Below are 20,972 nucleotides of genomic sequence, written 5' to 3'. Positions count from 1 at the left end.
GGCGCGAAGGCGCTGCGCCTCACACCAGTTCCACATCAACGACACCGGGGGCCGACCGAAGAGCAGCGGCTATTTCAGGCGAGATACGGTATTTCTCCGTCAGTTCGACCTCGATCTCGCGGCTACCCTCATCCTTGATAACGATGAAATAGACCGAGCCGTCACCCCTGGTGTTGAGGTGGCGGGCAACCGTTTTCAGCGGGCCGGAATCACGCACATAAACACGCAGTGCTTTCTGCATCTGCACGGATTTTTCTTCCAGCGACTGCGCCGTCTGGATGCGCAGACCGATACCTTCAGGGCGCTCTTCCGCCTGCACCGTGATCACCAACGACTTGCCGACCTCAAGCAGGTCGCGGTACTGGCCGAGACCTTCGGAAAACAACACCGCCTCATATTGCCCTGAAGCATCCGAGAAGGTGACGATACCCATCTTGTTGCCGGTGCGCGTCTTTCGCTCCTGTTTGCCGGTAACGGTGCCGGCAAGACGCCCGGCAGTCGCTCCCTGTTTCACAGCAGCGGAAAAATCGGCGAAATTCTGCACGCGCAATTTTTCCAGTACGGGGCGATAGGTATCCAGCGGGTGGGCCGTGAGGTAGAAACCGAGAACCTGATATTCGCGCAGCAGCTTTTCCGAGGCAAGCCAGGGCTGGAAGGCAGGAAGCACCAGCTTTTCCGGGCCATTGCCGCCGCCCGAGCCGAACATGTCCGACTGGCCGATGGTGCGGTTGTTCTGCGCCATCTGGGCATAACCGATGATACGGTCCAGCCCGCCGATCAACTCTGCGCGGTCGCGGCCGAAACAATCGAAAGCACCGGCATTGATGAGACTCTCGAGCACACGACGGTTGATCTGTTTGGGGTCGATGCGCAGGCAGAAATCCTCGAGGCTCGTGAACGGCTTGTCGCCGCGGATCGCGACGATATGTTCGACCGCTCCTTCGCCAACACCCTTGATGGCAGCCAACGAATAATAAATGCGGTTCTCGCCCGTTTCGAACTGGCGGAACGAGGTCTGGACGGACGGCGCGACGATTTCAATGCCGAGACGACCGGCGTCCTGACGGAAATCGTTGAGCTTTTCCGTATTGGCCATATCGAGCGTCATGGAGGCCGCCAGGAACTCCACCGGATAATGCGCCTTCATATAGGCCGTCTGGTAGGAGACGATGGCATAGGCCGCGGCATGGCTCTTGTTGAAGCCGTAATTGGCAAATTTTGCGAGAAGATCGAAGATGGTGTCGGCCTGCGGTTTCGAGACACCGTTCTTGATGGCGCCATCAACGAAGCGCTCGCGCTGCTTGTCCATTTCCTCCTTGATCTTCTTACCCATGGCGCGGCGCAGAAGATCGGCTTCGCCAAGCGAATAACCCGACAGAACCTGGGCGATCTGCATCACCTGTTCCTGATAAACGATAACGCCCTGTGTTTCCTTCAGCAGATGGTCGATGGTCGGGTGGATCGACTCCAGCTCTTCTTCGCCATGTTTGCGGGCGTTATAAACGGGGATGTTTTCCATCGGGCCGGGACGATATAGTGCCACCAGAGCAATGATATCCTCGATGCAGTCCGGCCGCATGCCGATCAGCGCCTTGCGCATGCCGGCACTTTCCACCTGGAACACGCCGATGGTCTCACCGCGCGACAGCATTTCATACGTCTTGGCGTCATCGAGCGGGATGGCGGCGAGATCCACCTTGATGCCGCGCTTGGCGACAAAATCGACAGCCACCTTCAGCACCGTCAGCGTTTTCAGGCCAAGAAAGTCGAATTTGACGAGGCCGGCGCTTTCTACCCACTTCATGTTGAACTGGGTGACCGGCATATCGGACCGCGGATCGCGATACATCGGCACCAGCTTCGACAGCGGGCGGTCGCCGATGACGATACCGGCAGCATGGGTTGAGGCGTGGCGATAAAGCCCCTCGATCTTCTGGGCGATATCCAGCAGGCGCGCGACAACAGGCTCCCTGTCCGCTTCTTCCTGCAGGCGCGGCTCCTCCTCGATCGCCTTCGAAAGCGGCGTCGGGTTGGCCGGGTTGTTGGGCACCAGCTTGCAGATCTTGTCCACCTGCCCGTAGGGCATTTCCAGCACGCGGCCGACGTCGCGCAGGGCCGCGCGCGCCTGGAGCGAACCGAAGGTGATAATCTGCGCCACCTGCTCGCGGCCGTATTTGGCCTGAACGTAGCGGATCACTTCTTCGCGACGATCCTGGCAGAAATCGATGTCGAAGTCGGGCATCGACACGCGTTCAGGATTAAGGAAGCGTTCGAACAGCAGTGAGAAACGCAGCGGATCGACATCGGTAATCGTCAGCGCATAAGCGACGAGCGAACCCGCGCCCGAACCACGGCCCGGTCCGACCGGGATATCGTGCTGCTTGGCCCATTTGATGAAGTCGGCAACGATCAGGAAATAACCGGGGAACTTCATGCGCGAGATGACGCCGAGTTCGAAATCGAGCCGCTCGCGATAATCCTGTTCCGTATAACCGGGCGCCATACCGAGCGCGGCAAGGCGCTGATCCAGCCCCTCCACCGCCTGACGCCGAAGCTCTTCCGCTTCGGCGCGTTCCGCCGCCTCAGGATCATCGCTGGCGCCGGTGAAACGTGGCAGGATCGGCCCGCGCTTCTTCAGCACATAAGAACAGCGCAACGCAATCTCGACGGTATTGTCCAGCGCCTCCGGCAGGTCTGCAAACAACGCCGTCATTTCCTCCCGACTTTTGAGGTAATGGTCGGGCGTCAGGCGAAAGCGGCTGTCGTCCGAAACAATGGCATTATGCGCCACCGCCATCAACGCATCATGCGCTTCGTAGTCGGCCTTTGACGGGAAGAACGCCTCGTTTGTGGCAACCAGCGGAATATCATGGTCATAAGCGAGGCCGATCATACGCCGCTCATGCGAACGGTCATACCCGGACTGACGCTGCAATTCGATATAAAGCCGGTCACCGAAGAGTGACTTCAGTGTCAGCAGCCGTTCCTTCGCCTGGGCGGCATGACCTTCCCTCAAGGCCATATCCACCGGGCCGCCGGAAGCGCCGGTCAGCGCGATCAGGCCCGCATTTGAGTCCTCTTCCAGCCATGCGCGGGTAATGTGCACGGAATGGCCACTGCCCTCGCCCTCAAGATAGGCACGGCTCACAAGATCCACCAGCCGCTCATACCCTTCGGCATCGGCGGCGAGAAGAACGATAGCGGGAAGTTTCTGAAGGTGGCTGTTGTGGTTGCGGCGATCCTCCGCCGCATCCTGCATGTCGATCGACAGCTGGCAGCCGATGATGGGCTGCAAACCCTCATCCCGCGCCTTTTCGGAAAACTCCAGCGCAACGAAGAGGTTGTTGGTATCTGTAATGGCAATGGCCGGCTGGCCGTCTGAAACGGCCTTGGACATGATTTTCTTGAGGGGCAGAGCCCCTTCAAGCAGGGAGTAAGCGGAATGAACCCGAAGATGAACGAAACCCGGGGTGTTCAGGTTTTCGTCAGAGGTTTCTGCCCGCACAACCGTATCGCCCATATCATCATCCTGTCATTCTGAATCACGGGGGCGATTTTCCGATTTCCGGCGCTTGATGTCCACCGCTTTGCGATGTCCATACAGGCTTCTGCGCCGGTATCTTCTTCACAGCGCGGTGAGGATTACCGAAAAGCTGGCAACGAAGACAGCAATGGAGGTAAAAGCGGCAACGTCACGGATGAAATCAGTCATTGGTCTCTCCTTACTCGTTATGTTCCAACTTTGTTCTCATTTCGTTCGATTGTCAACAGGGTTCTGCTGATGTTCTCCTTGCCAACGTGGCAGAATCGCTTTCGGTTCCCGCTTCGAAGACCGCAAGCCGCTGACTCCAAAGCGAAAAACCCGGAAGAAAAATCCTCCGGGTTCAAAAAATGAAACTTGGAAAATCCCTGCTCGCGGCAGCCAAGCGGCTAGCCTCCGTCAAGGGCGCATCCGATCCCTCGCCTCACCCGCTGTTCGGCGTCGGTGGAAGGCGGGACAGGCTCGGTCAGGTCAAAAATCGACGATCTTGCCCTCGGCGAGCGTTACGCGGCGATCCATCCGGCCGGCGAGCTCGTGGTTATGCGTCGCGATCAGCGCTGCGAGGCCAGACTGGCGAACCAACGCCTCCAGTGCGTCGAAGACATAAGAGGCGGTCTCCGGATCGAGATTGCCGGTCGGCTCATCCGCCAGCAGCAGGAGCGGTGCATTGGCGACGGCGCGGGCAATGGCAACGCGCTGCTGTTCACCCCCGGAGAGCTCGGCCGGACGGTGCTCGCCACGATGCCCCACCCGCATGTAATCCAGAAGCGCGCTCGCGCGTTTACGCGCCTCCGCCTGTGACAGGCCGGCGATGAGCTGCGGCATCATCACGTTCTCAACTGCCGAAAACTCGGGCAGCAGATGGTGGAACTGATAAACGAAGCCTATGTCGCTGCGGCGGATCGCCGTGCGGGTCTCATCCGGCAGGCCGTTGCAGGGCGCATCGTTGATATAGACTTCGCCGGCGTCTGGATGTTCGAGAAGCCCGGCGAGATGCAACAGGGTGGATTTGCCGGTACCGGAGGGGGCAACCAGCGCCACCATCTCACCGCTCTTCAACTGGAAATCCGCCTTGCGCAGAATGGAAAGCGACGTCTCGCCCTGACCATAGGTTCTCTCGACGCCGGTAAGCCGCAGCACTGTTTTTTTTGCCATATTGCGAAGCGGTCCTTATTCGTAACGCAGGGCCTGCACCGGATCGAGCTTGGAAGCACGCCAGGCCGGGAAGATCGTTGCCAGGAAAGAGAGCGTCAGGGCCATGATGACGACGGTGATGGTTTCACCAACATCCATTTCGGCCGGAAGCTGGCTGAGGAAATAGAGCTGCGGATCAAACAGCACCGTTCCTGATATCCAGGAGAAGAACTGGCGGATGGATTCGACATTGAGGCAGACGATGACGCCAAGCGCCACGCCAGCGAAGGTGCCGACCGTGCCGATCGCCGCGCCGGTCATGAAAAAGATGCGCATGACGGCACCTGAGCTTGCGCCCATGGTGCGCAGAATGGCGATATCGCTGCCCTTGTCCTTTACCAGCATGATCAGGCCGGAAATGATGTTGAGCGCCGCCACAAGAACGATGAGGGTCAGGATCATGAACATCACGTTCCGCTCCACCTGCAGGGCGGAAAAGAAGGTCTGGTTCCGTTGCCGCCAGTCGACGATGTAAATCTGCCGTTCCGCCGCCTGCTCCACCAGCGGGCGGATGCCATCGACGTCGTCCGGGCGGCTGACATAAAGCTCAATGGACCCGACACGCCCTTCCGTATTGAAATAGAGCTGCGCCTCGGAGAGCGGCATGTAGATCATAGAGGCGTCATATTCGGACATGCCGATCTCAAACACGCCGGAAATCTTGTAGGATTTCACGCGGGGATTGACACCCATCGGCGTCACATCACCTTCCGGTGATATGAGGGTGATATCGTCACCAGCCGTTACACCCAGTTGCGATGCGAGCCTGGAACCGACGAGGACGCCGTCTCCGGCCATAAAGCCAACGAGATCGCCGGTCTTGATGTTGGTCGCTACTTCCTTGACCTTGTCGATGTCCTCCTGGCGCACGCCGCGCACCAGCGCGCCGGAGCCCGCGCCACCGCGGCCGGAGGCAAGCGTCTGGCCTTCCACCAGCGGCAAGGCCATGGTAACGCCGGGGACGGCTGCGAACTTCTTCGCCAGTTCATCGTAATTATTCAAGGGCTGGTCGATCGCATTAACGATCATGTGGCCGTTGATGCCAAGAATGCGGGAGATCAGTTCCGTGCGGAAACCGTTCATGACGGCCATGACGATGATGAGCGTCGCTACGCCCAGCATAATGCCGACAAAGGAAAAACCGGCAATGACGGAAATGAAGGCTTCCTTGCGCCGTGAGCGCAGGTAACGCCAGGCCACCATACGTTCAAAAGCGGAAAACGGCCGGGCGGTCTTTGCCCCGGCGGAAACAGCCGCACCCTTTTCAGCTTCGGCTTGTGCCATGTCGTCTCCCTGATCTCAAACTGCGAGGCCGGTCTTTTCCGAAAACCGGCCCAAATTTCTGCGGCATCCACGCCACGAAACGAGAGTGGACTTCAGGTGAAGCCGCCCCAATTCCGCTCGCGCTTAACCCAGCACCCTGTTCATCGCCGCCTCGATCGTCACGGTTTCCCGCTCGCCGGTCTTGCGCTCCTTGACCTCGACTTCGCCATTCGCGACGGAGCGCGGGCCGACGATGATCTGCAGCGGCACACCGATGAGGTCGGCGGTGGCGAATTTCTGGCCTGCACGGTCGTCCGTATCGTCGTAGAGAACATCCTTGCCGGCGTTGGAGAGCGAATAATACAGCTTTTCGCAAGCAGCATCGCAGGCCGCGTCTCCAGCCTTCATGTTGATGATCACGACGTCGAAAGGAGCGACCGAAGCCGGCCAGATGATTCCGTTCTCGTCATGCGATGCTTCAATGATGGCGGGAACAAGGCGTGTCGGGCCGATGCCATAGGAACCCATGTGGACAGGGTGTTCCTTGCCATCCTTGCCCTGCACTTTCGCGCCCATCGGTTCGGAATATTTGGTGCCGAAATAGAAGATGTGGCCGACTTCGATGCCGCGTGCCGAAAGGCGCTCGCCCTCGGGAATGGCGTCATAGGCGGCCTCGTCATGCATCTCGGAGGTGGCGGCGTAATCGGCTGTCCATTCGTCAAACACGCCCTGCAACGCTGCAACATCATCGAAATCGGTGTTTTCGGCGGGAATGGCGCGGTCCAGGAAGCTCTTGTGGCAGAAGACTTCGGATTCGCCGGTATCAGCGAGAATGATGAATTCATGGCTGTGGTTGCCGCCGATCGGACCTGTATCGGCACGCATGGGAATAGCGCGAAGGCCGAGACGTTCGAACGTGCGCAGGTAAGCCACGAACATCTTGTTATAGGAATGGATCGCATCTTCCTTGGTCAGGTCAAAGGAATAGGCGTCCTTCATCAGGAATTCGCGCGAGCGCATCGTGCCGAAGCGTGGACGCACCTCGTCGCGGAACTTTAACTGAATATGATAGAGGTTCAGCGGCAGGTTCTTGTAGGACTTCACATAGGAACGGAAGATGTCGGTGATCATCTCCTCGTTGGTGGGGCCGTAGAGCATCTGGCGATCCTGGCGGTCCTTGATGCGCAGCATCTCCTTGCCGTAGTCGTCGTAACGGCCGCTTTCCTGCCACAGTTCCGCGGACTGTAGGGTCGGCATCAGAAGCTCGATGGCGCCGGAGCGGTTCTGCTCCTCGCGGATAATCTTGTTGACCTTGTCCAGCACACGCTTGCCCAGCGGCAGCCAGGAATAAATGCCAGCCGACTGCTGCCGGATCATGCCGGCGCGCAGCATGAGACGGTGAGAAACGATTTCCGCTTCCTTGGGGTTTTCCTTCAGGATGGGCATGAAATAACGGCTGAGACGCATGACGGCTTCCATTGATGCGGACGATAGCGCGCGAAGCTGCGGGAATCGCCCCGAATAGAGGGATATTGGCGCCGGATATAGCCGTTTCCGGGGCGGATGAAAACCCGCCATGAAAAGAGCGTTTAATGGGCATTTCGTTGTATTTTCGCGATAGCTAATTCGCGCCAAAACGCTTTGGCCGAAATATTATTCTTGATCGGGTGCGACAAAATGCACCACAGGGAATTTTTTGCCGACTGTAACAAATATGCAAAAAATGAGATGACAAGGCTGGGGGTTTGAGCTAGCTTTAGCTTACAAAAGAGGCAGGAAGTTTAAATTCTTGTCATTTTCGCGGTCAGTCTTGGGAGGATCAGATCTTAGGCGCGCTCGTTCGCAGCCCCGGTAACGGTTACAGATCACGCGAAAACTGGAAAACAAGGCTGAAAGGCCTTGTTTTTTTTTGCCCTGGCAAATTGCCCCGCTCGCTTCGGCATTCCGCAGAGTTCCGCGATGAATCGAGATCAGCAAGCTCCTGCTGTGTGCACGATAGATATGACATCCATATGACAGTGTTTGGCCGGATTGATGGCGGACTGCCCGATGCTTAGGCAGTTCCGGGGTTCGTTCTCGGGCCACCCCGTCAAGACGCGACTGGGGCGGATACCGCCCCGCTGTCTTTAGTCGAAAACGGGAATAATTCTCGGCAGATCATCAAGGCTGACACCGAACCACCAGGTTCCGCCATACCATAGGCCACAGATCAAAGCCGAGATCAGGGTCGTCCACAAAACGATCCGCCCGCCCTTGAAGCGGGAGGGTGCGCTGGCGACCGTGCCCAGTGCGACATCTCCGTCTTCATCCTGGGTGCGCAGGCCAATCGGCAACACGATGAAAAGCACCGTCCACCAGACGATGAAATAAACGGCGAAGGCCGAAAGAAGCGGCATGTGATCCTCCTGCGCAATGGGCTTCTTGTAACGCATTCATCTGCAGATCGGAATCACTTCTCCGCAAGAAATCCTAAAAGAAAAAGAGAAGAGCCGCGCTTTGCAGCGCGGCTCAGAAATCAGCGAGGAAGAGACAGGCGGGTGGCCAATCGGCCGGACGGCCGGCTCAGACCTTGGTTACGAAAACCGTCACGATCGGCTTCTTGCCCCAGCTCTGGTTGGCGGCGGCGCGTACGGCGCGACGCACGGCTTCACGCAGCAGTTCCAGATCCTTGCGGCGGGCGCGCGGAATGCTCTCGACGGCGCCGAGCACGGCGTCATAAAGCGTGTCCTCCATCGCCTCATCTTCATCATCGAATTCCGGCAGGCCGAAAGGCACGACATCGGGATCGCCGAGGAAGTCGTAACGGCTGTCCAGCACGACATTGACGGCGACGTGGCCGGCGAAGGAGAGCTTGCGGCGATTGCTGATGCCCATCTCGTCCATGTCACCGACGAGATTGCCGTCCTTGAAGACGCGGCCATGCGGCACGTCATCGATCACTTCCGCCGGGCCGGGTGCGAGGCGCAGAACGTTGCCGTTGCGCACCTTCGGCACCTGCGAAATGCCGGCCTGTTCGGCCAGTTCCTTCTGCGCCACCAGATGCGCCGCTTCGCCGTGCACGGGCACGACGATCTGCGGCTTCGTCCATTCATACATCTTCAGAAGCTCGTTACGGCGCGGATGGCCGGAGACGTGAACGAGCGCCTCATTGTCGGTGACGATGTGGACGCCCTGTTCGATCAGGCCGTTCTTGATATCGATGATCGCCTTTTCGTTGCCTGGGATTGCGCGTGACGAAAAGACGACCGTATCGCCGGAGGCGAGCGCCACATTGCGCATCTCATCACGGGAAAGCTTGGCGAGTGCTGCGCGCGGTTCCCCCTGCGAACCCGTCAGGATCAGCACCACACGATCACGCGGAATATAACCGAATTCATCTTCAGCGAGGAACGGCTTGATGCCTTCCATAATGCCGAGGTCCTGCGACACGTTGACGACACGCTTCAGCGACGAGCCGAGCAGCAGCACTTCACGACCGGCAGCCTCAGCCGCCTGCGCGATCGAGCGGATGCGCCCGACATTGGAGGAGAAGGTGGTAACGGCCACGCGGCCTTCGGCATTTTCGATGATCTGGCGCAGACCTTCCGAAACCTCATGCTCGGAAGGCGATACACCATCACGCACGGAGTTCGTGCTGTCGCACATCAGCGCCAGCACGCCCTCTTCACCGATGGCGCGGAAGCGGGCTTCATCCGTCAACGGCCCAAGTGAAGGCGCCTCATCGATCTTCCAGTCACCGGTATGGATGACATTACCGAGCGGTGTGCGGATGACCAGCGACATCGGTTCGGGAATGGAGTGATTGACGCCAACCGCTTCGATTTCGAAGGGGCCAACATTGATGCGGTCACCCGCCTTGAACGGCGTGATCGGAATTTCCGCGCGGCTGCCCTCATAAGCGCGCTTCGCCTCCAGCATGCCGGCGGTGAAGGCAGACGCATAGACCGGCACGTTGAGGCCGGGCCAGAGATCGTTCAGCGCACCATAGTGATCTTCATGCGCGTGGGTGATGATGATGCCCTTGAGGTTCTTTTTCTGCGCCTCGATATAGCTGATATCGGGCAGCACGAGATCGACACCAGGCAGATCGAGACCGGCAAAGGTTACGCCGCAATCCACCATGATCCACTGGCGCTTGCTCGCCGGCCCGTAGCCGTAAAGCGCCAGATTCATGCCAATTTCACCCACGCCGCCAAGCGGCACAAAAACCAGTTCGTCCTGTTGAGCCATTGTTTTTCTTATCCATTCAAAAAAGCGCGCAGGACGGCATCACGCCGCGCCATGCCGCTGCTATCAGCATCGGACCTGTTGAACCATCTGATCGACCGGGCCGATGCGGAGCCGGTTTGTCACCCTGCATTTCATGAGCTGCAGGAAAGCTCCAGCCTATGGGATCCAGTTCGGCGCGGTTTTTTTACCCGCACCGTGCACCTCATCCGAAAAACACGTCGCCAGCGGCAATGGAGCGTCTTGCGCCCTCGTCCTCATCCAGCAGCAGATAACCATTATCATCAATTCCGACAAAACGCCCGCCGATCGAACGATCCGGGAAATTGACGGTGATATGTTCGCCAATGCCGCAGGCCGCTGCCCGCCAGCTGGCAATGATGGCGGATACGCCCCTGCCCTCATCCCATTCGCGCAGAACCTCGGCCGTTTCACGGAAGAGATGGGCAAACAGTTCCTCGGGCGAGCAAGACGCACCATGTTCCGACAGCATCGTAACGGGATAAAGCGGATTATCAGGTTTATGGGCGATATTGATACCAATGCCGATGACGATGGCGCGCCGGCCGTCAGGCAAAAGCTCGGCTTCCATCAGAATGCCGCAGGTCTTGCGGCGGCCGATCAGCACGTCATTTGGCCATTTGATTTCAAGCGCCTCACCGCCCGGCGGCAAAACCGCGCGAATGGCGCGATAGACCGCGAGCGCAAAAGCGAGCGGCAGGGAGCCGATGCGCTCCATCGGCGCAGGATCGATCAGAAGAAGGGAAGCGTAGAGATTGCCGGGCTCCGACACCCAGGGCCGCCCACGGCGGCCCCGGCCGCCGGTCTGGCGGATGGCGGTAACCCACAGGTTGCCGCCATCACCCGCCCGTGCCCGGGCGAAACATTCCAGATTGGTCGATGGCGTTTCCGCCATCGCCTCGTGCCTGATATCGTCGATGGACATCCGGCCCGTATTCCTTCGTGTACTGCTCAAAAGAAGGTCTTCGCCGCAGCAGTGACCGCGTTGCCAAGTGCACCGCCGAAGACGATGAAGGCGACGGTGAAGAAGGCCGACAGCGCATAAACCACTTTGAGTTCACCCGACGGACGCTCGAACTTGTCCTTGGCTTCATCAAACCACATGACCTTGACGACGCGAATGTAATAATAGGCGCCGACAACCGAGCCGATCACACCGATAATGGCGAGCGGATAAAGCTTCGCTTCGATGGCGGCCAGGAACACGTAGTACTTGCCGAAGAAGCCGGCGAGCGGCGGAATGCCGGCAAGCGAGAACATCAGGATCGTCAGCACAACCGCCATGAAGGGATTGGAAGACGAAAGACCGGCGAGATCTTCGACATTCTCGACATTGCCGATTTCCTTGCGGCGCATGGCGAGGATGCAGGCGAAGGTGCCAAGCGTCATGACCATGTAGACGGCCATGTAAAGGATAACGCCAGCAACACCAGCCTGCGTGCCAGCAGCAAGACCGACCAGCGCATAACCCATGTGACCGATGGAGGAATAGGCCATCAGGCGCTTGATGTTCTTCTGGCCGATTGCGGCGAAGGAACCGAGCAGCATGGACGCAATGGAGATGAAGACGACGATCTGCTGCCAGTCGGCAAAGACCGGCTGGAACGCCTCGATGACGATGCGAACGAGGATCGCCATGGCGCCGATCTTCGGTGCTGCCGAGAGGAAGGCCGTAACCGGGGTCGGCGCGCCTTCATAAACGTCCGGCGTCCACATGTGGAACGGAACGGCCGAAATCTTGAAGGCGAGACCAGCGAGAACGAAGACCAGGCCGAAGACCAGACCGAGCGAACGGGTTTCCGAGGCCAGAACCTGGGCAATTTCCGTGAAGCCGGTATTGCCGGTGAAGCCGTAGACCAGCGACATGCCGTAAAGCAGCATGCCGGAAGAGAGCGCACCGAGAACGAAGTATTTCAGGCCCGCTTCCGTAGAACGCAGGCTCTCGCGGTTGATGGCGCAGACGACGTAAAGCGCCAGCGACTGCAGTTCCAGCGCCATGTAGAGCGAGATCAGGTTATTGGCCGAGATCATCAGCAGGATGCCGAGCGTCGCGAGAACCAGCAGCACCGGATATTCGAAACGGCCGATCGGTTCGAAGCGTCCCTGGCCAACGGCCAGGATCATGGCGGTGATGGAGCCGATCAGCGCCAGCACCTTCATGAAATTACCGAAGGCATCGGCGATGTAGACACCGCCGAAAGCAACACCCGATGCGGGGGCAAAGATGATCCAGAGACCGACGACGAGCAGGAGGGCAACGGCAAGGCCGGTGACCGTCGTTGTCGACTTGTCGCCCGAGAAGACGCCAATCATGAGCAGCGCCAGCGCGCCGATCGCGAGGATCAGCTCGGGCGTCGCAATGTGCAGACTGGCAAAAAGGATTTCAGCGGTCATGTCCAACGGGTCCTGTCGTCAATTCATAGTGAGCGCAACATTTTGCGCCGCCTGCAATGCAGCCGTATAGTTGTTTACCAGAAGATCGACCGATGCGGCTGTCGCATCGAACACCGGAGCCGGATAGACGCCGAAGAAGATGGTCAGCACAACCAGCGGATAAAGGATGACCTTTTCGCGGGTCGAGAGATCAAGCAGGCTCTTCAGGCTTTCCTTCTCCAGCGCACCGAAGATCACGCGGCGATAAAGCCACAGCGCATAAGCGGCCGAGAGAATGACACCGGTTGCGGCAAACAGCGCAACCAGCGTGTTGGCGCGGAAGACACCGACCAGCGTCAGGAATTCACCGATGAAGCCGGATGTGCCGGGCAGACCGACATTGGCCATGGTGAAGATCATGAAGGCGACCGCATATTTCGGCATGTTGTTGACGAGACCGCCATAGGCCGCGATTTCGCGGGTATGCAGACGGTCATAAACAACGCCGACGCAGAGGAAGAGCGCGCCCGAGACGATACCGTGCGACAGCATCTGGAAGATAGCGCCCTGCACGCCCTGAACGTTGGCGGCGAAGATACCCATCGTGACGTAACCCATGTGGGCAACAGACGAGTAGGCAATCAGCTTCTTGATGTCGTCCTGCATCATCGCCACCAGCGAGGTGTAGATGATGGCGAGAACCGACAGCGTAAAGACGAAAGGTGCGAAATAGTCCGACGCCAGCGGGAACATCGACAGCGAGAAGCGGATGAAACCGTAACCGCCGAGCTTCAGCATGACGCCAGCCAGAATGACCGAACCTGCGGTCGGGGCCTGAACGTGGGCATCCGGCAGCCAGGTGTGCACCGGCCACATCGGCATCTTGACCGAGAAGGCGGCAAAACAGGCGAGCCACAGCCAGGTCTGCATGCCGGCCGGGAAGCCGTATTTCAGCAATTCCGTCATATCGGTCGTGCCGGCCTGCCAGTACATGGCCATGATCGCGAGCATGGTCAAGACCGAGCCGAGCAGCGTGTAGAGGAAGAACTTGTAGGAGGCGTAAACGCGATCCTTGCCGCCCCACACGCCGATGATGATGAACATCGGGATCAGCGTCGCTTCGAAGAAGACGTAGAAGAGAACGGTATCCAGCGCCACGAAGACGCCGATCATGACAACTTCCAGCAGCAGGAAGGCGATCATGTATTCCTTGATGCGCTTCTCGACCGAATCCCAGCTTGCCAGCACACAGAAAGGCATGAGGAAAGTGGTGAGGATAACGAAGAGCATGGAGATGCCATCGACGCCGAGATGATAGGCGGCGATGTTGCCGAACCATTCATGCTTCTCGACCATCTGGAAGCCGGGGTTCGAATTGTCGAAACCGATCCAGATGAACAGCGACACGATGAAAGTGAAAACGGTCGTCAGCAGCGAGACATTGAGAATGTTGCGGCGACCATAGGGGCCGTTCTCATTCGTCAGAAGCAGGAGCACCACGCCGACGAGCGGCAGAAAGGTGACCGTTGAAAGAATGGGCCAATCGGTCATCAGAGGGCACTCCCGAGCATCATCCAGGTGACAAGCGCCGCGATGCCGATCAGCATCGCAAAGGCATAATGATAGAGGTAACCGGATTGCAGGCGGACCATGCGGTTGGTCACGTCAACCACACGCGCTGCAATGCCGTTGGGTCCATAGTGGTCGATGACGGCGACGTCGCCCTTCTTCCACAGGAAGCGGCCGAGCGCCTTCGCGGAACGAACGAAGAGGAAGTCATAGAGTTCGTCGAAATACCACTTGTTGAGAAGGAACTGGTAGAGGCCACGATGGGTCTCGGCCAGACGCTTCGGCGTCTCCGGCGACTTGATGTACATGTACCAGGCGGTCACGAAACCAAGGGCCATGGCAAAGAACGGGCTCCACTTCACCCACAGCGGAACGTGGTGGAACTCTTCAAGGATTTCGTTTTCCGGGAGCGTAAAGAGAGCGCCCTTCCAGAATTCGGCATATTCGTGGCCGAAGAAGTAACCTTCGAAGGCAACACCGGCGAAGATCGCGCCAACGGTGAGGATGAAGAGCGGGATCAGCATGACCATCGGCGATTCATGCACATGGTGCATGACGTCGGCAGACGCACGCGGCTTGCCGAAGAAGGTCATGAAGGCCAGACGCCAGGAATAGAAGCTGGTGAACAGCGCGGCGATGACCAGCAGCGTGAAGGCGAAACCGGACAGAACCGAATGCGAGGCATAAGCGGATTCGATGATGACGTCCTTCGAAAAGAAGCCGGCAAAACCGATCATCGTTCCCGGGATACCAACGCCGGTCAGCGCCAGCGTGCCGACAGTCATGGTCCAGAAGGTGATGGGGATATGCTTGCGCAGACCGCCCATGTAACGCATGTCCTGCTCGCCATCGACGGCATGGATAACAGAGCCGGCGCACAAGAACAGCAGGGCCTTGAAGAAGGCGTGCGTGAAGAGGTGGAACACGGCAGCACCGTAAGCACCGACGCCGAGCGCCACGAACATGTAACCGAGCTGCGAGCAGGTCGAATAGGCGATAACGCGCTTGATGTCGTTCTGCACCAGACCGACGGTCGCCGCGAAGAAGGCGGTGATCGCGCCGATCAGCGTCACGACGGTCAAGGCATCATGCGAGAGTTCAAACAGCGGCGACATGCGGGCGACGAGGAAGACACCGGCAGTAACCATGGTTGCGGCATGAATGAGCGCCGAAACCGGGGTTGGGCCTTCCATCGCGTCCGGTAGCCAGGTGTGCAGCAGGAACTGCGCCGATTTACCCATGGCGCCCATGAAGAGCAGCAGGCAGACGCCCGTCATCGCATTGGCCTTGTCCAGCTGCATGCCGAACAGGTTGATGACGGTTTCGGTCGAGGCAGCGCCCTCAGCCGGCAGATAAGTGCCGGCGGCAGCAAAGATGGTTTCGAAGTTGATCGAGCCGAACAGCACGAGGACGCCGGAGATGCCGAGGATGAAGCCGAAGTCACCGACGCGGTTGACGATGAAGGCCTTCATCGCGGCAGCCGATGCGGACGGCTTCTTGAACCAGAAGCCGATCAGCAGATAGGACGCCAGACCCACGCCTTCCCAGCCGAAGAACATCTGCAGCAGGTTGTCGGAAGTCACCAGCATCAGCATTGCGAAGGTGAAAAGCGAGAGATAGGCGAAGAAGCGCGGACGATGCGGATCGTGGTGCATGTATCCGATCGAATAGAGGTGCACCAGCGTCGAGACGGTGTTGACCACGACGAACATGACGGCCGTCAGCGTGTCGATGCGGAACGCCCATTCGACGTCGATACCGCCCGACTGGATCCAGCGCAGCACGGTGACCTTGATCACCTCGCCCGGCTCGCCATGGGCGAGTGCGACATTGAAGAACACGATCCAGGACAGGATGGCAACCACGATCATCAGACCGGTGGTGACATATTCCGATGCCTTGGCGCCGATGGAGCGGCCGAAGAGGCCCGCAATCAGGAAGCCGATCAGTGGAAGAAAGACGATAGCCTTGTAGATCATAGCTTTATCAGCCCTTCATCATATTGACGTCTTCCACGGCGATCGATCCGCGGTTGCGGTAGAAGACAACGAGTATTGCAAGACCGATCGCCGCTTCAGCGGCTGCAACGGTCAGAATGAACAGGGCGAAGACCTGGCCGACGATATCGTTCAGGAATGCCGAGAAGGCCACCATGTTGATGTTGACCGCGAGCAAAATGAGTTCGATCGACATCAGGATGACGATGACGTTCTTCCGGTTGAGGAAGATGCCGAAGACGCCGATCGTGAAGAGGATCGCGCTGACCGTCAGGTAGTGGGAAAGACCGATTTCCATATTCTGTTTCCTTGGATCCGTTCGCGCCTCAGATGCCCTGGCCCGGCTTGACCTTGACCGTGGTAACCGCGGTCTTGGGGTCACGGCCGACCTGCGTGGCAATGTCCTGCCGCTTGATGTCGGTGCGATGACGCAGCGTCAGCACGATGGCGCCGATCATGGCCACAAGCAGCACGAGGCCGGCGAGCTGGAAGAAGTAGACGTAATTGGTATAAAGCACGTCGCCGAGCGCGGCCGTATTGGTGCGTTCGGCAACCGGCGGGATCGGCATGGTGATGGACTTGGCCGCCTGCGGGTTGAGCACGCTGCCGCCCACGACGACGATCAGCTCAGCCGCAAGAATGACGCCGATCAGCGCGCCAACAGGCGCATATTGCAGCACGCCGGAGCGAAGCTCGGCGAAATCCACATCCAGCATCATGACGACGAAGAGGAAGAGCACCGCCACGGCGCCGACATAAACCACCAGCAGGATCATGCCGAGGAATTCGGCTCCCGTCAGCAGGAACAGCGCAGCTGCGTTGAAGAAGGTCAGGATCAGAAACAGCACCGAATGAACAGGGTTCTTCGATGCGATGACCATGAACGCAGACGCCACGGCGACGAAAGCGAATATATAAAAGAATACAGCGTGCAGACCCATTTTGGTGCCTTCTTGTCCTCATCGGGAGAAATGGCCGGAAGCCCCCTCGCCCGTTTCGTCCCCGCCGGCGAAAACCGCGCAGGCATTTTACTTTTCATCGCTCTCCGGGGTTGCTCCCCGGAAAGACGGTTGCACCTTAACGGTAAGGTGCATCCAGTGCGAGGTTGCGCGCGATTTCACGCTCCCAGCGGTCGCCATTGTCGAGAAGCTTCTGCTTGTCGAAATAAAGCTCTTCGCGGGTTTCCGTCGCGAATTCGAAGTTCGGGCCTTCAACGATGGCGTCCACCGGGCAGGCTTCCTGGCAGAAGCCGCAATAGATGCACTTCACCATGTCGATATCGTAACGCACCGTGCGGCGGGTGCCGTCGTTGCGACGCGGGCCGGCTTCGATGGTGATTGCCTGAGCAGGACAGATCGCTTCACACAGCTTGCAGGCGATGCAGCGTTCTTCACCGTTCGGATAACGGCGCAGCGCATGTTCACCACGGAAGCGCGGCGACACCGGACCCTTCTCGAAAGGATAGTTGATCGTCGCCTTCTGCTTGAAGAAGTGACGCATGGTCAGGAAGATCGCGCCGACGAATTCCTTGAGGAACAGCGAGTTGACGGCTTGGGAGAGGCTTGCCATCTCAGTCTCCAGATCTTTGAGCGAGGAGTTCAGACATCAACCGGCCCACCCCGTCAGCTTCAATACGAATGCAACAATAACGACCATGGCGAGCGACAGCGGCAGGAACACCTTCCAGCCAAGGCGCATGAGCTGGTCATAGCGGTAACGCGGAACGAAGGCCTTCACCAGAGCGAACATGAAGAAGACCATGCAGCCCTTGATGGCGAACCAGACGATGCCCGGCACCCAGTTCAGGAACCATACATCGACGATCGGCAGCCAGCCGCCAAGGAACAGGATGGTCGTCAGGCAGCAGATCAGAACGATCGCAGCATATTCACCGAGCATGAACATCATGTACGGCGTGGAGCCATATTCCACCATGTGACCGGCAACCAGTTCCGATTCCGCTTCCGGAAGGTCGAAGGGCGGACGGTTGGTTTCGGCGAGACCCGAAATGAAGAACACGATGAACATCGGGAACAGCGACAGCCAGTGCCAGTCAAGGAACGATGCCGGCAGGCCAAGCATGGTGCCGAGGCCGGTACGCTGCGCCAGAACGATATCCGTGAGGTTCAGCGAACCAACGCAAAGCAGAACGGTGACGATGACGAGACCGATCGAGACTTCGTAGGACACCATCTGTGCCGCCGAACGCAGCGCGCCGAGGAACGGATATTTCGAGTTCGAAGCCCAGCCGCCCATGATGATGCCGTACACTTCAAGCGACGAGATCGCGAAGATGTAGAGAATGCCGACATTGATATTGGCGACGACCCAGCCTTCATTGAAGGGAATGACGGCATAGGTGGCGAGAGCCAGCGTCACGGCAACCAGCGGCGCCAGCAGGAAGACCGCCTTGTTCGCGCCGGCCGGAATAACGGGCTCCTTCAGGATGAATTTCAAGAGGTCAGCGAAGGACTGGAAAAGACCGAAGGGACCAACGACGTTCGGACCACGGCGCAGCTGTACGGCCGCCCAGACCTTGCGGTCAGCAAGCAGCAGGAAGGCGATGGCCACCAGAAGGCAAACGAGAAGCAGCAGGGACTGGCCGACCATGATCAGCGCGGGCCAGACGTAGCTCCAGAAAAACGATTCCATAATCCCCTACCCTTACTCTGCCGCAGCCTGGAAATTGTTGCGGGCCAATGCGGAGCACTCGGCCATGACGGCAGAGGCGCGCGCAATCGGGTTCGTCAAATAAAAGTCTTTTACCGGCGAAGCAAACGCCGACTTCACGAGCGGGCCGGTTTTGGCAGCCAGAGCCTCGATATCCGAAGCCTTGCCGGCAACGATCTCATCGGTCTCAGCGAGATGCGGATGCGCGACGTAGAGCTGGCCGCGCAGGGCAGACAGCGAATCGAACGGCAGCTTCTTGCCGAGGACGTCGGACAGCGCACGCAGGATCGCCCAGTCTTCGCGGGCCTCGCCCGGTGCGAAACCGGCACGGTTGCCAAGCTGGACGCGGCCTTCGGTGTTGACCCAGATACCGGACTTCTCCGTATAGGCCGCACCCGGAAGGATGACGTCGGCGTTCATTGCACCCTGATCGCCATGGCTGCCAATATAGACGGTGAACTTCGCGCCCTTGTTCGACAGGTCGAGTTCATCGGCGCCGAGCAGGAAGAGAACATCCATCGAGGCGACCATGTCGGCTGCAGCAACACCGCCCTCACCCGGCACGAAGCCGATATCGAGACCACCAACGCGGGCAGCGGCAGTGTGCAGGACCGAGAAGCCATTCCACTCTTCGGTGACAGCGCCGACGGAGGTGGCGAGCTTGGCAGCGGCGGCAAGAACGGCAGCGCCATCAGCACGGGACAATGCGCCCTGACCGATGATGATCAGCGGATTCTTGGCGGACTTCAGCTTGTCAACGAAGCTGTGCGAACCATTGGCGAGATCGGACAGTGTTTCAGCGCCCGAGCCGAGATATTCGTAATTGTAACGCAGCTCACCGGCTTCACCGATCACACCGATCGGGAAACCGCCGCGACGCCAGCGCTTGCGGATGCGGGCGTTGAGGACAGCTGCTTCGTAACGCGGGTTGGAGCCGACGATCAGCAGGGCGTCCGCCTGTTCGATACCTTCGATGGTGGAATTGAACAGGTAGCTGGCGCGGCCGAGAGACGGGTCAAGCGCTGCGCCATCCTGGCGGCAATCAACATTGGCCGAGCCGAGCGACGCGAGAAGCGACTTCAGCGCGAACATTTCTTCGACAGACGACAGATCGCCGGCAATCGCGCCGATCTTGTTGCCTGAGGTCGCAGCCACAGCCTGCTTGATCGCACCGAAGGCTTCGCCCCAGGTTGCGGGCTGCAGGCGGCCATCCTTGCGGACGTAAGGCCGGTCGAGGCGCTGAGTCTTCAGGCCATCCCAGATGAAGCGGCTCTTGTCGGAAATCCACTCTTCGTTGATGGCCTCGTTGACACGCGGCATGACACGCATGACTTCGCGGCCGCGGGTATCGACGCGGATGGCCGAACCGAGCGCATCCATCACGTCGATGGTTTCGGTCTTGTTCAGTTCCCACGGACGGGCCGTGAAGGCGAAAGGCTTGGAGGTGAGCGCGCCGACGGGGCAAAGGTCAACGACGTTGCCCTGCAGCTCCGAGGTCATCGCCTGCTCGAGATAGGTGGTGATTTCGGCATCTTCGCCACGGCCAATGAGGCCGAGTTCGGCAATGCCGGCCACTTCCGTGGTGAAACGGACGCAGCGCGTGCAGTGGATGCAGCGGTTCATGACCGTCTTGACGAGCGGTCCGATGTATTTGTCTTCAACCGCGCGCTTGTTTTCCGCGTAACGCGAACCGGCGATACCGAAGGCCATGGCCTGGTCCTGCAGGTCGCATTCGCCGCCCTGGTCGCAGATCGGGCAATCCAGCGGATGGTTGATGAGCAGGAACTCCATCACGCCTTCGCGGGCCTTCTTGACCATCGGCGTGTTGGTGAAAACCTCAGGCAATTCGCCGTTCGGGCCGCCGCGAACGTCGCGCACGCCCATGGCGCAGGAAGCGGCCGGCTTCGGCGGTCCGCCCTTTACCTCGATGAGACACATGCGGCAGTTACCCGCGACCGACAAGCGCTCATGAAAACAAAAGCGCGGAACTTCGGCGCCAGCCTCCTCGCACGCCTGCAACAGCGTGAAATGATCCGGAACCTCGATCTCTTTACCGTCAACCTTGAGCTTTGCCATGGTTCTACTTACGTCCTGTTGCCTGTTCGTCCCATGTCTCA

General features: G+C 59.0%; 15 protein-coding genes. All 15 read right to left on the bottom strand.

Annotation, left to right across the window (positions count from 1 at the left end):
- Positions 1 to 19: 19 nt before the first annotated feature.
- On the bottom strand, positions 20 to 3,520 hold the full coding sequence (dnaE, locus tag QE453_RS15305; protein WP_004441347.1) for a DNA polymerase III subunit alpha: 3,501 nt from the start codon (positions 3,518 to 3,520) through the stop codon (positions 20 to 22).
- Between the two features lie 492 nt (positions 3,521 to 4,012).
- Positions 4,013 to 4,696 (bottom strand): ABC transporter ATP-binding protein, encoded by a 684-nt coding sequence (locus QE453_RS15300; RefSeq protein ID WP_004441345.1) that lies wholly within the window; start codon positions 4,694 to 4,696, stop codon positions 4,013 to 4,015.
- Between the two features lie 15 nt (positions 4,697 to 4,711).
- Positions 4,712 to 6,019: a lipoprotein-releasing ABC transporter permease subunit gene (locus tag QE453_RS15295; RefSeq protein ID WP_037089082.1), complete on the bottom strand. Its 1,308-nt coding sequence runs from the start codon at positions 6,017 to 6,019 to the stop codon at positions 4,712 to 4,714.
- Positions 6,020 to 6,142: 123 nt separating this feature from the next.
- The gene (proS, locus tag QE453_RS15290; protein ID WP_006697999.1) at positions 6,143 to 7,465 is read right to left on the bottom strand and encodes a proline--tRNA ligase; all 1,323 of its coding nucleotides are present in this window, start codon (positions 7,463 to 7,465) and stop codon (positions 6,143 to 6,145) included.
- A gap of 659 nt (positions 7,466 to 8,124) precedes the next feature.
- Entirely contained in the window at positions 8,125 to 8,430 is a 306-nt protein-coding gene (locus QE453_RS15285; RefSeq protein ID WP_006697998.1) for a DUF1467 family protein, read from the bottom strand.
- Positions 8,431 to 8,560: 130 nt separating this feature from the next.
- Complete coding sequence (locus tag QE453_RS15280) at positions 8,561 to 10,228, bottom strand: ribonuclease J (RefSeq protein WP_035207842.1); 1,668 nt, start codon at positions 10,226 to 10,228, stop codon at positions 8,561 to 8,563.
- Positions 10,229 to 10,430: 202 nt separating this feature from the next.
- A complete protein-coding gene (locus tag QE453_RS15275; protein ID WP_004441337.1) occupies positions 10,431 to 11,171 on the bottom strand; it encodes a biotin--[acetyl-CoA-carboxylase] ligase in 741 nt (246 codons plus the stop codon).
- Between the two features lie 26 nt (positions 11,172 to 11,197).
- Entirely contained in the window at positions 11,198 to 12,640 is a 1,443-nt protein-coding gene (gene nuoN / locus QE453_RS15270) for an NADH-quinone oxidoreductase subunit NuoN (RefSeq protein WP_022556035.1), read from the bottom strand.
- An 18-nt stretch (positions 12,641 to 12,658) separates the two neighbouring features.
- Positions 12,659 to 14,170, bottom strand: coding sequence for an NADH-quinone oxidoreductase subunit M (locus tag QE453_RS15265; protein ID WP_004441333.1), 1,512 nt, complete (start codon positions 14,168 to 14,170; stop codon positions 12,659 to 12,661).
- Positions 14,170 to 16,167, bottom strand: coding sequence for an NADH-quinone oxidoreductase subunit L (gene nuoL, locus QE453_RS15260; RefSeq protein ID WP_309777377.1), 1,998 nt, complete (start codon positions 16,165 to 16,167; stop codon positions 14,170 to 14,172). Before nuoL ends, QE453_RS15265 begins: the two co-directional genes overlap by 1 nt.
- Before the next feature lie 7 nt (positions 16,168 to 16,174).
- Positions 16,175 to 16,483: an NADH-quinone oxidoreductase subunit NuoK gene (nuoK, locus tag QE453_RS15255; protein WP_003521516.1), complete on the bottom strand. Its 309-nt coding sequence runs from the start codon at positions 16,481 to 16,483 to the stop codon at positions 16,175 to 16,177.
- A 28-nt stretch (positions 16,484 to 16,511) separates the two neighbouring features.
- The gene (locus QE453_RS15250; protein WP_004441329.1) at positions 16,512 to 17,126 is read right to left on the bottom strand and encodes an NADH-quinone oxidoreductase subunit J; all 615 of its coding nucleotides are present in this window, start codon (positions 17,124 to 17,126) and stop codon (positions 16,512 to 16,514) included.
- 136 nt (positions 17,127 to 17,262) lie between these two features.
- Positions 17,263 to 17,754, bottom strand: a complete 492-nt coding sequence (gene nuoI, locus QE453_RS15245; protein WP_004441327.1) for an NADH-quinone oxidoreductase subunit NuoI — start codon at positions 17,752 to 17,754, stop codon at positions 17,263 to 17,265.
- Between the two features lie 36 nt (positions 17,755 to 17,790).
- A complete protein-coding gene (gene nuoH, locus QE453_RS15240) occupies positions 17,791 to 18,837 on the bottom strand; it encodes an NADH-quinone oxidoreductase subunit NuoH (protein ID WP_004441324.1) in 1,047 nt (348 codons plus the stop codon).
- Between the two features lie 12 nt (positions 18,838 to 18,849).
- Complete coding sequence (nuoG, locus tag QE453_RS15235) at positions 18,850 to 20,931, bottom strand: NADH-quinone oxidoreductase subunit NuoG (protein ID WP_112765743.1); 2,082 nt, start codon at positions 20,929 to 20,931, stop codon at positions 18,850 to 18,852.
- Positions 20,932 to 20,972 lie beyond the last annotated feature (41 nt).

Origin of the sequence: Agrobacterium sp. SORGH_AS_0440, assembly GCF_031453135.1 — a bacterium.
GTDB lineage: Bacteria > Pseudomonadota > Alphaproteobacteria > Rhizobiales > Rhizobiaceae > Agrobacterium > Agrobacterium pusense.
The sequence above is the reverse complement of the archived record's forward strand: the minus strand, read 5'-3'. Positions and strand labels throughout refer to the sequence as shown.